Source organism: Ottowia sp., assembly GCF_047601385.1.
GTDB lineage: Bacteria > Pseudomonadota > Gammaproteobacteria > Burkholderiales > Burkholderiaceae_C > Ottowia.
In genome coordinates this window covers 3463024-3476412 of the sequence record NZ_JASGJP010000001.1, presented here as the reverse complement: position 1 = coordinate 3476412, position 13389 = coordinate 3463024, and the positions used below count along the sequence as shown (strand labels likewise).

General features: G+C 64.2%; 12 protein-coding genes, 1 other RNA gene and 1 pseudogene. 4 read left to right on the top strand and 10 right to left on the bottom strand.

The features are described from left to right. Positions 1-11: 11 nt before the first annotated feature. The 4 genes from QM772_RS16825 to QM772_RS16810 are packed head-to-tail and all read right to left on the bottom strand — an operon-like array spanning position 12 to position 4542. Positions 12-803, bottom strand: coding sequence for an SDR family NAD(P)-dependent oxidoreductase (locus QM772_RS16825; protein WP_415138487.1), 792 nt, complete (start codon positions 801-803; stop codon positions 12-14). Continuing rightward, positions 800-1807, bottom strand: coding sequence for a TRAP transporter substrate-binding protein (locus QM772_RS16820; protein ID WP_415138485.1), 1008 nt, complete (start codon positions 1805-1807; stop codon positions 800-802). Before QM772_RS16820 ends, QM772_RS16825 begins: the two co-directional genes overlap by 4 nt. A 51-nt stretch (positions 1808-1858) precedes the next feature. Continuing rightward, a complete protein-coding gene (locus tag QM772_RS16815) occupies positions 1859-3724 on the bottom strand; it encodes a TRAP transporter large permease subunit (RefSeq protein WP_415138484.1) in 1866 nt (621 codons plus the stop codon). Then, on the bottom strand, positions 3721-4542 hold the full coding sequence (locus tag QM772_RS16810; protein WP_415138482.1) for a cupin domain-containing protein: 822 nt from the start codon (positions 4540-4542) through the stop codon (positions 3721-3723). Before QM772_RS16810 ends, QM772_RS16815 begins: the two co-directional genes overlap by 4 nt. A 151-nt stretch (positions 4543-4693) precedes the next feature. Between QM772_RS16810 and QM772_RS16805 the strand changes: the two are divergent. Together QM772_RS16805 and QM772_RS16800 are read left to right on the top strand one after the other, a co-directional pair. Further along, positions 4694-4942, top strand: a pseudogene (locus tag QM772_RS16805) (LOG family protein); the annotation flags it as partial. A gap of 92 nt (positions 4943-5034) precedes the next feature. Next, entirely contained in the window at positions 5035-5559 is a 525-nt protein-coding gene (locus tag QM772_RS16800; protein WP_415138480.1) for a DUF3016 domain-containing protein, read from the top strand. Positions 5560-5617: 58 nt separating this feature from the next. Here the strand turns inward: QM772_RS16800 and ssrA are convergent. From ssrA to ompA, 6 genes are all read right to left on the bottom strand, one after another. Next, positions 5618-5993, bottom strand: a transfer-messenger RNA (tmRNA) gene (gene ssrA / locus QM772_RS16795). A 14-nt stretch (positions 5994-6007) separates the two neighbouring features. Continuing rightward, positions 6008-6679, bottom strand: a complete 672-nt coding sequence (locus QM772_RS16790; protein ID WP_415138478.1) for an HAD-IA family hydrolase — start codon at positions 6677-6679, stop codon at positions 6008-6010. Next, the gene (gene ubiG / locus QM772_RS16785) at positions 6676-7389 is read right to left on the bottom strand and encodes a bifunctional 2-polyprenyl-6-hydroxyphenol methylase/3-demethylubiquinol 3-O-methyltransferase UbiG (RefSeq protein WP_415138476.1); all 714 of its coding nucleotides are present in this window, start codon (positions 7387-7389) and stop codon (positions 6676-6678) included. The genes QM772_RS16790 and ubiG overlap by 4 nt, the downstream gene beginning before the upstream one ends. Before the next feature lie 44 nt (positions 7390-7433). Next, positions 7434-8648, bottom strand: a complete 1215-nt coding sequence (locus QM772_RS16780; RefSeq protein ID WP_415138474.1) for a hypothetical protein — start codon at positions 8646-8648, stop codon at positions 7434-7436. Next, the gene (locus QM772_RS16775) at positions 8645-9154 is read right to left on the bottom strand and encodes a hypothetical protein (protein ID WP_415138472.1); all 510 of its coding nucleotides are present in this window, start codon (positions 9152-9154) and stop codon (positions 8645-8647) included. Before QM772_RS16775 ends, QM772_RS16780 begins: the two co-directional genes overlap by 4 nt. Before the next feature lie 78 nt (positions 9155-9232). After that, positions 9233-9886, bottom strand: a complete 654-nt coding sequence (gene ompA, locus QM772_RS16770) for an outer membrane protein OmpA (RefSeq protein ID WP_415138470.1) — start codon at positions 9884-9886, stop codon at positions 9233-9235. 232 nt (positions 9887-10118) lie between these two features. Between ompA and gyrA the strand changes: the two genes are divergently transcribed. Together gyrA and QM772_RS16760 are read left to right on the top strand one after the other, a co-directional pair. Further along, a complete protein-coding gene (gene gyrA / locus QM772_RS16765) occupies positions 10119-12779 on the top strand; it encodes a DNA gyrase subunit A (RefSeq protein ID WP_415138468.1) in 2661 nt (886 codons plus the stop codon). 3 nt (positions 12780-12782) lie between these two features. Then, complete coding sequence (locus QM772_RS16760; protein ID WP_415138466.1) at positions 12783-13370, top strand: DUF2059 domain-containing protein; 588 nt, start codon at positions 12783-12785, stop codon at positions 13368-13370. The last annotated feature ends 19 nt before the right edge of the window (positions 13371-13389 follow it).

Below are 13389 nucleotides of genomic sequence, written 5' to 3'. Positions count from 1 at the left end.
CCGGGGACTCCTTAGTCGGACGTGATGTTAAACGAGCCGGCCGAAGCGAATCCCCCGTCCACGGCGAGCGTGCAGCCGGTTATGTATGCCGATTGATCTCCGTCAAGCAGAAACGCCACAGCCTTCGCAACGTCTTCGGCTCGCCCATACCGCCCCTGTGGCACTGAGCGGAGTGCACGGGATCGATCTTCGGCGGAGTGCATCGAAAGGACGAGCGGCGTCTCGATCGGGCCAGGAGCAACTGTGTTGACTCGCACTCCTCGCTTCGCGAGTTCGACCGACATGACCTTGGTGAGGACTTCCACGCCCCCTTTCGACGCCCCATAGGCGGCGCGTCCGGCGTTACCTCGCAGCGCCGATCCCGACGAAATGTTCACAATCGATCCACCTCCAGACTCGACCATCGCTCTCGCGGCAATCTGGGAGACGAGAAATGTGCCGATCAGGTTGACTTCAATGGTTCGGCGGAGCAAGTCGAGGCCGGTCTCGAGAAACGGCACGCTTTGGCCGATGCCGGCCGAGTTGACGACACCGCGCAAGCGTGAGCAATCCATCGACTCGAAGACCGCCTTGACGGACGTCTCATCGGAGATGTCCAGCTTCAAGCCTCGGAACAAGCCCGACCCCTGCGCGCTATCTGCTTCGAGTTGGAGCCTCCTCAAGGCCTCCTCGTTCATGTCGGCGGCGATGACCTCCCAGCCGAGAGATGCAAGATGCCGCGTGACGGCCAACCCAATTCCGGACGCCCCACCTGTTACGAAGGCCAGCGGTCGAAACCCGCTTGCAGATGAATTTGAGATCACGCGAGATTGCCCACCGACGCCTCAAGCGCTTCCCACGCGGACGCTCCGAATTTGGCTTTCCAATCGCGATAGAACCCGGCTTGAGCCAGTTGGGCGCGAAAGGGCGCAGGGTCGGGACGGGCGAACTTCATGCCAAGAGTCGAAAGCTCTGCCTCCAGGCTCCGGTTCGATGATTCGATGTCGGCGCGTTCAGCAACTGCCGCAGCATTGAGGTTGCTTGCCACGATTGCGCGGATGTTCTCTGGCATCTTCTCCCAGGATTTCTTGTTGGCCAGGAACCAAAATCCGCTCCACATGTGGTTGGTCAGTGCGCAATGCTTCTGAACCTCGTACAGCTTGGCGTTCTTCACGATCACCAGCGCGTTGAGTTGGGCATCCACCACGCCGGTCTGCAGTGCTGTGTAGAGCTCATTGAAGCTGATGCTGGTAGGGGAGGCACCAAGCGCGGTGCACATCTGCACCTGGAGGGCACTCGCACCGGTACGGATCTTCAATCCTTTCATGTCCTTGGGACTATTGATCTCTGTGGACTTGGTGGTGATCTGGTGAAACCCGTTGTCCCATTGCTTGTCCATAGCGACCAGATTGACCTTGGCGATTTCGCTGCGGATCAGTTTCCCGAGGTTCCCGTCGACCGCCTTCCAGACAGCAGCGTAGTCCTTGAATACGAACGGCACTCCGTCGATCGCCGCAACTGGCACCAAGGTCGCAAGAAGCGCTCCAGCCAGCGTGAAGAAGTCCACGCCACCCGAGCGCACTTGGCTCAGCACGTCGCTGTCGGAGCCGAGTTGCGAGTTAGGAAAGATTTCGATCGAGACGCGTCCGCTCGTCTCTTCCCTGATCTTGTCCATCGCCACCTTGGCGCGGACGTTGACCGGATGCGAGAGCGGAAGATTGTTCGCGTACTTGTAATTGAAGTCGGCGGCCCTGGCGAAGCGCGGCAAGAGGACGGTGCTCGAGGCGACCGCTGCGGCCGAGGTGAAGGTGCGACGGGTGATAGGCATGTTGTCTCCGATTGAACGACGCGGTGGCGCCTTAGAAGGTTGCAAGTTGGTTCACTTGGACAGGAAACCCGTGGACAGCCACGGAACGAAACACAGAATCAAGAGCCCGATGAACAGTGCGACGATGTAGCCCAGGATCGGGCGAATCGCCTTGCCAGGGTCGATGTTTCCCATGGCACAGGCGGTATAGAAACCCACTCCGAACGGAGGAGTAAACAGCCCGATGCCCATTGATACGATCGTCAGCATCGCGTAGTGCACGTCGTGAATCCCGAGCTGCCGAGAGATAGGGAACAGCAATGGGGCGAACAGCACAATGGCCGGCAAGCCTTCGAGCACACTGCCGAGCACGATGAATATGGCTATCGAGAGCAGCAGAAAGCCTGTCCTGCCTCCTGGCACTGCCAGCATCATCTCGGCCAGTTGCCGGGAGAAACCGGACTGCGTCAAGGCCCATGCCATGGCGGTTGCTGCGCCAACGATGATGAGAATGGCACCAGACAGTGCTGCGGTGTCCACCAGCATCTTGCCGATTCGACGCCAATCGAACTGTCGATAGAGCACCAGGCCGACGATCACGCAGTACGCAATGCCAAGCGTCGAGACTTCGGTCGCCGTGGCCACGCCTTCAACGACGGCTGCGCGAATGACAAACGGGAGTGCGATCGCTGGAAAGGCGAGAAGGAAAAGGCGGCCCGAATCACGGCGCGATGGGCGTTCGGTTTCGCCAATACTTTCGTTGCGATGGCGCAGATAGACGACGACGCCCATCGCGATCATCAGAAGGACGGCGGGAAGAAGGCCCCCAGTAAACAGCGCGGCGATCGACACACCCGTGACCGCGCCGATCGTGATCAGCACAAGGCTGGGCGGAATCGTTTCGCTCATCGCACCGGATGCGCTCAACAGAGCGCCGAGTTCCCCGGGCTTGGCGCCGCGCCGGATCATCTCCGGAAACAGGGCCGGCGCGATCGCGGCCATGTCGGCCGCCTTCGAGCCAGATATTCCGGAAATCAGGAACATGGCTCCCAGCAGCACGTAGGACAGCCCCCCGCGGACATGGCCCAGCAGGCTGGCGAGGAAAGCGATCATTGCCTTCGCCATCCCAGTCATCTCGAGAAGCACGCCGAGGAAAATGAAGAGCGGCACCGACAGCAGGACGACATGAGACATCCCTTCGTCGAGCCGGCTGACAAGAACGGTGAGCGGCGTTTGGGTCGCATACGCGAGATATGCAAGGGTGGCAAGGCCGAACGAGAAGGCGATTGGGATGCCGGCGAACACCGTACCGAAGACAAGAACGATGAAGAAGACAATCAGGTTCAAGTTTCCAATCGTCTTGAGCCATGGCGCGAGCAGAAGAAGTGCCACTGCGACGACCGCAAGGTAGAACGCGCACCAGCAGGCGCGGCGGACATCGGAACTCCCTACGATGCGGATCACGCCGGTCAATACCATCAAAGCAAGGCCAACTGGCAGGGCAGCGACACGCCACAGCATTGACAGGTCAAGGTATGGCGTCCGAATGATCGCTTCGTCCTGCGCGTGCTCGATTGCATATGGCAACAGGATGAGCAAGAAGACAAGCGGCGCCACGGTTGCCATGGACTCGAACGTCGCGCGCCAGCGTTCGGGTAAACCACTGATCAGCGTCGTCATCCGCATATGTGCACCGCGGCGATAGGCAATGCAGGCTCCGAGCACGGCAAGCCACAAGAAAAGCAGCGATGCAAGTTCGTCCACCCAGACCAATGGACTATGGAACGCGTAGCGCGAAACGACGCCTGCCAGGAGGATCAGGATTTCGACCAGAAGCGCGATGGCTGCGGGCCATTCGGTGACGATCGCCAAGATGCGATCCAAATTCCCGATCCAGCGGCCAGGGGGAGGCGCCACAGGCGCAATCGAGGTGTTCATGCCCGGCTCGACTTGTGAGCGCGCCGAGAGGTATGAAGCGAGCCGAAACCGTACAGGTCGTGCGGCTGACCCGGCTCGAGCGACTCTGAGGGTCCATCTGCCCACGCTACCAAACGGGCGCCATATCGGCTCTCAAAGGAGACCTCGGCTTGCGGCGACATCATGACAAAGGCATTGGTGCGCGCGAAATTGGTTCGCCCCTTCGCGGTGATGCCGACATCACCTGACAGCACGAACCAGTCGACGCGGCCGTTGAGACGATGGGTCGAAACCTTTGTACCCGGCAGGAGCTGCAGCTCGACACAGCGACGATCATGAGGCGTGCACGCATAGTCGAAGATCATCTTGCGACCCACGCCAGCGAGTCCGGTCATTTGCAAGGGCAAGTTGGCCAGGGCAAGCACCAGGTCCGGCGACTGCTCCGGACTGTCTACGACGATCGCGGTGCGCTCCGCTCCCACGTGAAGACTATGCTCAAGCTCTGGCAGGTATTGCACCGGCCCTTCGAGGCGTGAGACCATGTACGCGCGTTCATACGCAATTGCATCGTGCGTCGATCCATTGAAGTTGATACCCATCGATCCGGGGGGAACGAAACCGTCACGGTCGGTCAGGCCTCCCGAAAGCATCAAGCTCATGGCCACGTCGCGGTGCTGATGCACGCCGCTGTTCACAAAGGCATCGAAGCGAAGCAAGCCGAAGAAGTCCGCGCCAATGTCGTCTCGTCGGACGGGAAGGTAGGCGAGGCCCTTCTTGCCTGCTTCCTCCCATTGAACGTCTTCTACGTGCTTGACGACGACGGGTTCACTGTTGGCCATGCTGTCTCCATGTGATATCTATTAATATCTTATGATATTAAATGAGGCAAGCATTCCCCATCCGTATTAACCCGCGGGTCGACAGGCAAGCGACTATCAACCCCAAAGGTAGGACCAAACAAGCTACCCAGAAAACTAAACGATGGGGCTGTCATTGATGGCCTTCCCCGGCGGCTTCGGCACGCTGGACGAGCTGTTCGAAGTGCTCACCCTGGTGCAGACCCGCAAGGCCAAGCCCGTGCCCATCGTGCTGTGCGGGCGCGACTACTGGAGCCGCCTGCTGCACTGGGACGTGCTGGTCGAGGAAGGCGCCATCTCGCCCGAGGACCTGGCGCTGTTCCACGTCGTCGACGAGCCGGGCGAGGCCTGGGAGATCGTGCGCCAGTTCTACGGGCTCTGAGCGCGCCGGCCTCGCCACCGGCGAGCCCTGCGGACGAACTTGCGATGCCGCCGGGCGATCGAACCGGGCATGCCTTTCAAGGAGCGGATGCCATGCCTTCAAGCCGCCTGATCCTTTGCACACTCGCCCTGCCGTGGCTCGCCGCATGCGCGTCCGCGCCGACGGCCGCGCCGGAAGGCGCGTCGCCGGTCACCGTTGCCTTCATCGCCCCGGACAAGTTCACCGACCTCGGCAGCAGCCGTCCGCCCATGCAGACCTCGCGCGATGCGTACCTGGCGGAACTGCGCAAGTTCATCGTGCAGGACACCGCGCGCCGCCTGCCGCCCGGCCAACGCCTGGACATCGAAGTAACCGACGTGGACATGGCAGGCGACTTCGAGCCCTGGCGCATGCGCTCGGAGGACGTGCGCGTGGTGCGCGACATCTACCCGCCGCGCATCGACCTGCGCTTCAGGCGCACGGACGGCGACGGCGCGGTGCTCCAGCAGGGCGAACGCAAGCTGCGCGATCCGGCCTATCTCATGACCGCAGCCAACCGATACGCCGACAACGATCCCCTGCGCCACGAGAAGGCACTGCTGGAAACCTGGATGCAGAAGGAGTTCGGCGGCAAGTGATACCTGCCGTGAAAAAGGCCGCCAACTGCACGTTGTTGGCGGCCTTTGTATTTAGAGATGGTGGAGCTGGGGGGACTCGAACCCCCGTCCGCGAACCTTCCACGCCCAGTTCTACATGCTTAGCGGTCTGATTTGAATCTCGCCGGCCCGGCCGCGCAGTCGCACGCTACCGGATCAGCCAGCACCCTTGGATCTCGCCTGCGCCCAAGGTACCCGGACACAGGCCAGCCGATGTGGATTCCCTCGCAGCCTGGACAGCTTGCGCCGCCCTTGCCCAGCCCATCGGCCTGCTGTTGCGAGGCTCACCGGTGTTTAAGCGGCGAGTGCGAAACGTTCGTCGTTTGCAGTTAGTTTGTTTCAGCTGTTTTACGAGGTGACTGAACCTCGGCATGCCCTGAAGCGATTCCAACCCACGTCGAAACCAATGCAGCCCCTGGAAGGCCGTATTTTAGGCCGACCGCAGCAGATTCAAGAGCTGCCGGGGTTCGTCGATCCAGGCGTCGGCGGGCCAGGCGGCCACGTCGGCGCCCGCGCCGAGGTAGCCGTAGCGTGCCGCCACGGTGGCGACGCCGGCCGCCCGGCCGGCGATCATGTCGCGTTCGTCGTCACCGACGTACAGGCAATGCTGCGGATCGACGTCCACGACGCGCATGGCCTCCAGCAGCGGCGCGGGGTGGGGCTTGGCGTGCGGCGTGGTGTCGCCGCTCACCACCACGCAGGCGGTTTGAAGCAGGGGCATGGCCGATGTCAGCGGCGAGGTGAAGCGCCGGGACTTGTTGGTGACGATGCCCCAGCGCACGCGGCGGGCTTGCAGTCCGGCCAGCAGTTGATCGACGCCGTCGAAAGCTCGGGTGAGCCGGGTCAGCCGCTGCTCGTAGCCGGCAAAGAACTCCTCGCGCAGCGGGCCGAATCGGGGATCGTCCGGCGTGATGCCGAACGCGACGCCGAGCATGCCGCGGGCGCCGGAGCCGGCGTGCGCGCGGTAATCGGGCAGCGGCAGCGACGGCAGGCCGCGGGCGGTACGCATCTCGTCAGCGGCCAGGCCGAGGTCGGGCGCGCTGTCGATGAGCGTGCCGTCCAGATCGAACAGCACGCAGCGGATATCGCCGAACCGGGTCATTCGGCCGGCCGGCGCGTGGCAATCATGTAGTTCACGCCGGTATCGGCCGACAGGCGGTAGCGGCGGGTCAGCGGGTTGTATTCGAGGCCGCTGCTGCGCTGCAATTCGAGCCCGGCTTCACGGCAGAAGCACCCGAGTTCGCTGGGGCGCAGCAGGCGCGCGTATTCGTGCGTGCCGCGCGGAACCAGACTGAGCAGGTACTCGGCGCCGACGATGGCCATCAGGAAGGACTTGGGGCTGCGGTTGATGGTGGAGAAGAACACCCAGCCGCCCGGTTTGACGAGGGTGGCGCAGGCGCGCACGACGGAAGCGGGGTCGGGCACGTGCTCCAGCATCTCCATGCAGGTGACGGCATCGAACTGGCCCGCCTGCTCGGCAGCCAGCGCCTCCGCGGCAACGCACCGGTACGTCACCCGCGGGGTCTGCGCCTCCAGCGCGTGCAACTGAGCCACCTTCAGCGACTTCTCGGCCAGGTCGATTCCCAGCACCTCGGCGCCCTTGCGGGCCATGGCATCGGCCAGGATGCCGCCGCCGCAGCCGACGTCGAGCACGCGCTGCCCGGCCAGCGGGCAGGTGCTGTCGATCCACTCCAGCCGCAACGGATTGATGGCATGCAGGGGTGCGAACTCGCCGGTCAGATCCCACCATCGGTGGGCCAGCGCAGAGAACTTGGCCAGCTCGGATTCGTCTACGTTGGCAGCGGTGGTCATGGGCAGATTGTCCCATGCGAGGGAAGCCTATGCGGGTGCTGGCGTCAGCGTTCCAGGCCATGCGCGCGCGCGAACAGCGCGCGCTCTCGCTCGACTTCCTCCACGGTGATGCAGGCATTCGGCGCTGGCTGGCCACGCCCCTGCCAATAGGCGCGGTAGGCGGCGCTCTGGTAGGGGTCTGCCACCACGTAGCCCGCGCGCTCAGGACAGGCCCGGGTGTCGGCACAGTCGTGCCACGTGGCGCCGTAGATGACGCGCCCATCGCGCGTGAGGCCCGGAAAAGCACTGGCCAGCACGCGGTGGCGTGCGTGTTCGAGCCGGAACGTCTGCCGGAGATCCCGGTCGTACACATAGACGTGCCCGAGATCGCTGTAGGTCAGCCATGGCGCCTGCGCCCCGCGCGGAAAACCGAACACCGCCTTGCTGGGGGACAGCCCCAGATCGGCCCGCAGGTCGCAAGGATACTGTTGCGCGCTGGGGCTGCCGTCCAGGCCGTAGACGCGCATGCTCGGCCTGCCTTCGCGCGGGCTCTGGGGAATGGCGGAAAACTCGCGCCCATCGACCGAGATCATGGGCAACGCATACACATTGCCGTCGATCGCCGCACGCAAGCCGCAGATGAATCGCGGGCCGCTCGAACTGACGATGCGCGCCTGTCTGCCGTCGTCCCGTATTTCCAGCGTGGTGAGTTGCAGCGGACCGACGCCCTGCTGGTCGGAGTCGGCATTCTGCGGCCAGCTGAGGGAGCGGATGTAGACGGTGCCCAATGCGCCATCGGCCGATGAAGCACTCAACTCCGAGGCCGCGGCATAGAAACCCGTCATTCCGCCGCGAAACAGCGGCCTAGACTGGTCCTGCTGGCGCAACACATCCGCGAAACGGTAATGATCGCCGTTCACGTCTACCAGGTATCGCCACGTGCCCTGGACCGGAAACGCCTCGTTTCCAAAAGGCGTGCGCAGCGCCTTCACCGGTCCGGTGCCCTGCGCCGGCAGTTCCATCAGCGTGACGCGGCCGAGCATGGCGCCGGAGTAGGAGCGCAGGATGAATCTGCCGTCGGGGCTGATCCGCTCGTAGGTGCCCAGCGAGGCCGTACCGTTGCCGTCTCGGCCGACCACGTCCGCCGCCAGAGGCAGGTAGCTGACAGCAGGGATGCAGGCCGCCCCGCCCGCTTCAGGCCCCGCAGCCAGCGCCGGGGCCAGCACGCCGGCCAGCGCTGTCGCCAGCCATCGAGCAGATGCAAGCCGGGTGCGTTTCATGGGCATGCCATGGCATCGCGGCGCTGGACGAGCAGCGAGCGCCACGCCGCATCCGGCATCACGCCCAGAATCGGCCAGGGATGGGGCCGGCCGCATCGGCCGACCAGCGTGCTTGGAAAATGGTTGAGCAGCCCACAAGAACCCGCCAGATCGGCATCGACCCTGGGTGCCGCACTGAGTTCGGGCAATCCCGCGGCCTCGACTGCGGACGACCATTCGCTCGGCGGCACACGAGGATCGCGCGCCACGGTCACGCTGAAACCGGCCGAGACAGCCGCCTCGCGCATGCGCGGCCATTCGATCAGGGCGTACACCATGCGCGGGGACAGCACCACGAGCAAATGGTCTCCGGGCACCTCGCTCAAACCCGTCGCTGCCCACACGGCATTGCACGACGCTGACGGCAACACGGGCGCGGCATGCGGTGTGGCCGCGCCAGCCACCGCGATCAGCAGGCTTGCGCATCTGCATGCGCAGGGAACAAAACCAGCAGATCGGGCGCTCAAGTCAGTCGATCCAGACAAAAAAAGCCTTGGGAGCTTTCACTCCCAAGGCTTCCTGCGAAGCAGTCGAATGGACGCGGATCAGTTGGCGCGGGTGCCGACCACTTCCACTTCCACGCGACGGTTCTTCGCGCGGCCTTCGGCGGTGCGGTTGTCAGCCACCGGCTGCTTCTCGCCCTTGCCTTCGGTGTAGATGCGGTTGCGCTCGATGCCCTTGGACACCAGGTAGGCCTTGACGGCCTCGGCGCGGCGCACCGACAGGCGCTGGTTGTAGGCGTCGGAGCCAATCGAATCGGTGTGGCCCACGGCGATGATCACTTCCAGATTGATGCCCTGGATCTTGCTGACCAGGTCATCCAGCTTGGCACGGCCTTCGGGCTTCAGGACCGACTTGTCGAAGTCGAAGAAGGCGTCGGCGGCGTAGGTCACCTTCTGGGCGGCGACCGGCGCGGGGGCCGGCGCGGGTGCAGGGGCCGGGGCCGGGGCGGGTGTCACGGCGGGGGCCGGAGCGGGCGCAGGCGCTGCAGCGGCCAACGCACCGTCGCAGCCAGGAGCGGCAGTGGCGGGCGTCCAGGAAGCATCGCGCCAGCACAGTTCGTTGGTGCCGTTCTTCCAGATCAGGTTGCCATGGCCATTGCGCCAGTTGTCGGAGTTGATCGTCGAGCCAGCTGCGAAGGCGGAACCAGCCACGGTTGCAACAGCGATCATGATCGCCACTTTGTTCAGTTTCTTCATGGTTCTCCTCATGGGAAAAAAGCCGCAGACAGGCTGCGATAAATCGGACGCTTCGAGTGACCACCACCGAAAACGTTGGTTTGATTGTGCCACACGTGCCTCGCCATTCTTGCCGGAAGGGACGCCGCCGCCGCCAGACAATGCCCGAAAACCGGGCTTCTGTTGCGCGATTACTACAGCACAAAGCGCCTAGAATTGATGGTTTTCGCCCGGCTGAGACTGCTGCAGATATATGACCTCATTCGCCAAAGAGACGCTCCCGATCAGTCTAGAAGAGGAGATGCGGCGAAGCTACCTGGATTACGCCATGAGCGTGATCGTGGGTCGCGCCCTGCCCGACGCGCGTGACGGCCTCAAGCCCGTGCACCGGCGCGTGCTGTTCTCGATGCACGAGGCCAACAACGTCTGGAACCGCCCTTACGTCAAGTGTGCCCGCGTGGTCGGCGACGTGCTGGGCCGCTTCCACCCTCATGGCGACTCGGCGACTTACGAGGCGCTGGTGCGCATGGCACAGGACTTCTCGCTGCGCCACCCGCTGATCGATGGCCAAGGCAACTTCGGCTCGGTGGACGGCGACAGCGCGGCCGCCTACCGCTATACGGAATGCCGGCTGGAAAAGATCGCCGGCGAGATCCTGGCCGACATCGACAAGCAGACCGTCGACATGGTGCCCAACTACGACGGCAAGGAGCTGGAGCCCACCGTCCTGCCGACGCGGCTGCCCAACCTGCTGATCAACGGCTCGGGCGGCATCGCCGTCGGCATGGCCACCAACATTCCCCCGCACAACCTGAACGAGGTGGTGGACGCCTGCCTGCACCTGCTGCGCCAGCCCGAGGCCGGCATCGACGAACTGATGGAGATCGTGCCGGCGCCGGACTTCCCCACCGGCGGCATCATCTACGGCATCCAGGGCGTGCGCGACGGCTACCGCACGGGCCGCGGCCGCGTGGTGATGCGCGCCAAGGTGCATTTCGAGGACATCGACAAGGGCCAGCGGCAGGCCATCATCGTCGACGAGTTGCCCTACCAGGTCAACAAGAAGACGCTGCAAGAGCGCATGGCCGAACTGGTGCACGAGAAGAAGCTCGAAGGCATCAGCCACATCCAGGACGAGTCCGACAAGTCGGGCATGCGCCTGGTGATCGAGCTCAAGCGCGGCGAAGTGCCCGAGGTGGTGCTGAACAACCTGTACAAGCAGACGCAGCTGCAAGACACCTTCGGCATCAACACGGTGGCGCTGGTGGATGGGCAGCCGAAGCTGTGCAACCTGAAGGAACTGATCGAGGTCTTCCTCCAGCACCGCCGCGAAGTGGTGACGCGCCGCACGGTGTTCGACCTGCGCAAGGCGCGTGAGCGCGGCCACGTGCTGGAAGGCCTGGCGGTGGCGCTGGCCAACATCGACGAGTTCATCCGCATCATCCGCGAGTCGCCCACCCCGCCGGTGGCCAAGACCGAGCTGATGGCCCGCCGCTGGGACAGCGCGCTGGTGCGCGAGATGCTGACTCGCACGCGCGAGGACGACGTCACGATCAGCGCCGACGACTACCGCCCCGACGATCTGGGCCGCGACTTCGGCCTGCAGGGCGACGGCCTGTACCGCCTCTCGGACACCCAGGCGCAAGAGATTTTGCAGATGCGCCTGCAGCGCCTCACGGGCCTGGAGCAGGACAAGATCATCGCCGAGTACAAGGAGGTGATGGCCGAGATCGAGGACCTGCTCGACATCCTGGCCAAGCCGGCACGCGTCTCGACCATCATCGCGGACGAACTCACGGCATTGAAGACCGAGTTCGGCCAGACCAAGGCCGGCGCGCGCCGCAGCACCGTCGAGCACAACGCCCAGGACCTGGCTACCGAGGACCTGATCGCGCCCACCGACATGGTGGTCACGCTCAGCCACGCCGGCTACATCAAGGCACAGCCGCTGTCGGAGTACCGCGCGCAGAAGCGCGGCGGACGCGGCAAGCAGGCCACGGCCACCAAGGAAGACGACTGGATCGACCAGCTCTTCATCGCCAACACGCACGACTACATCCTGTGCTTCTCCAACCGCGGCCGGCTGTACTGGCTGAAGGTGTGGGAGGTGCCCTCCGGCTCGCGCGGCTCGCGCGGGCGGCCCATCGTCAACATGTTCCCGCTGGCCGAGGGCGAGAAGATCAACGTCGTGCTGCCGCTGACCGGCGAGAACCGCAGCTTCCCCGCCGACCGCTACGTCTTCATGGCCACCGCCGGCGGCACCGTCAAGAAGACCGCGCTCGACGAATTCAGCAACCCGCGCAAGATCGGGATCATCGCCATCAAGCTGGACGAGGGCGACCAGCTCATCGGCGCCGCCGTGACCGACGGCGCGCACGACGTGATGCTGTTCTCCGACGGCGGCAAGGCCGTGCGCTTCGACGAGAACGACGTGCGCGCGCTGGGCCGCGACACGCGCGGTGTGCGCGGCATGTCGCTGGAGGACGGCCAGAGCGTGATCGCGCTGCTGGTGGCCGACGGCGAAGCCAGCGAGGAAAGCGCGGAACCAAATGCGCGCAACAGCGTTCTGACCGCCACCGAGAACGGTTACGGAAAACGCACCAACATTACCGAATACACGCGGCATGGGCGCGGCACCAAGGGCATGATCGCCATCCAGCAGAGCGAGCGCAACGGCAAGGTCGTGGCCGCCACGCTGGTCGGCGCGGACGACGAGATCATGCTCATCACCGACAAGGGCGTGCTGGTGCGTACGCGCGTAGCCGAAATCCGAGAGATGGGCCGTGCCACGCAGGGCGTGACCCTGATCGCTCTCGACGACGGCGCCCAGCTGAGCGGCCTGCAACGCATCGTCGAAAACGATGCCCAGGACGCGGACGCCGATGATTCATCCCCCCTTCCCCCAACGGAGTAAGCCTTGAACCAGACTCTCGCCAAACTGCCAGTTGCCATCTTTTTTGTAGCAGCTTGCGCGCTTTCCACGGGCGTCAGCGCCCAAAATGATGCCAAACGCGCGCTGGCCGTCAAGCTCGCGCAGATGCAGCAGAAAGCCGACGGCCCGGCGCTGGCCGAGCAACTCACCGCCTCGGCGGTGCAGCCGCTGCTGATAAACTGGTCTCAGCGCCTGGACGAAAGCGTGCCGCCGGCGCGCCAGAAGGAAGTGCGCGACAAGCTGGACGTCGAGCTGAAGAAATTCGCCGAATCCACCGAAAAGATCGTCGAAGGCCAGGTGGCCAAGGCGGCCGAGGCGGCGCTGGTGCCGATCTTCATGGAGAAACTGACCGAAGACGACATGAAGACCATCATCGCCTACATGGAATCGCCCGTCAGCGCCAAGTTCCAGGCGCTGGGCCCCGATGCATCCAACGCCTGGGCCAAGCGCGTCGTCGATGCCACCAAGTCCCAGGTGGAAAGCGGCGCCAAGAGCTTCGACGCCGTCGCCAACCGCATCGTGGGTTCCGCGGGCGGCGCCTCGTCCAGCGGCAACGCCGCACCCAAGAAATAAGCCCTCCCACACCACGCCG

Bases quoted from the DNA above. Each gene is read 5' to 3' on its own strand.
- QM772_RS16820 (WP_415138485.1), bottom strand. From the start codon at position 1,807: ATGCCTATCACCCGTCGCACCTTCACCTCGGCCGCAGCGGTCGCCTCG.
- QM772_RS16815 (WP_415138484.1), bottom strand. From the start codon at position 3,724: ATGAACACCTCGATTGCGCCTGTGGCGCCTCCCCCTGGCCGCTGGATC.
- QM772_RS16810 (WP_415138482.1), bottom strand. From the start codon at position 4,542: ATGGCCAACAGTGAACCCGTCGTCGTCAAGCACGTAGAAGACGTTCAA.
- QM772_RS16800 (WP_415138480.1), top strand. From the start codon at position 5,035: ATGCCTTCAAGCCGCCTGATCCTTTGCACACTCGCCCTGCCGTGGCTC.
- QM772_RS16790 (WP_415138478.1), bottom strand. From the start codon at position 6,679: ATGACCCGGTTCGGCGATATCCGCTGCGTGCTGTTCGATCTGGACGGC.
- ubiG (WP_415138476.1), bottom strand. From the start codon at position 7,389: ATGACCACCGCTGCCAACGTAGACGAATCCGAGCTGGCCAAGTTCTCT.
- QM772_RS16780 (WP_415138474.1), bottom strand. From the start codon at position 8,648: ATGAAACGCACCCGGCTTGCATCTGCTCGATGGCTGGCGACAGCGCTG.
- ompA (WP_415138470.1), bottom strand. From the start codon at position 9,886: ATGAAGAAACTGAACAAAGTGGCGATCATGATCGCTGTTGCAACCGTG.
- gyrA (WP_415138468.1), top strand. From the start codon at position 10,119: ATGACCTCATTCGCCAAAGAGACGCTCCCGATCAGTCTAGAAGAGGAG.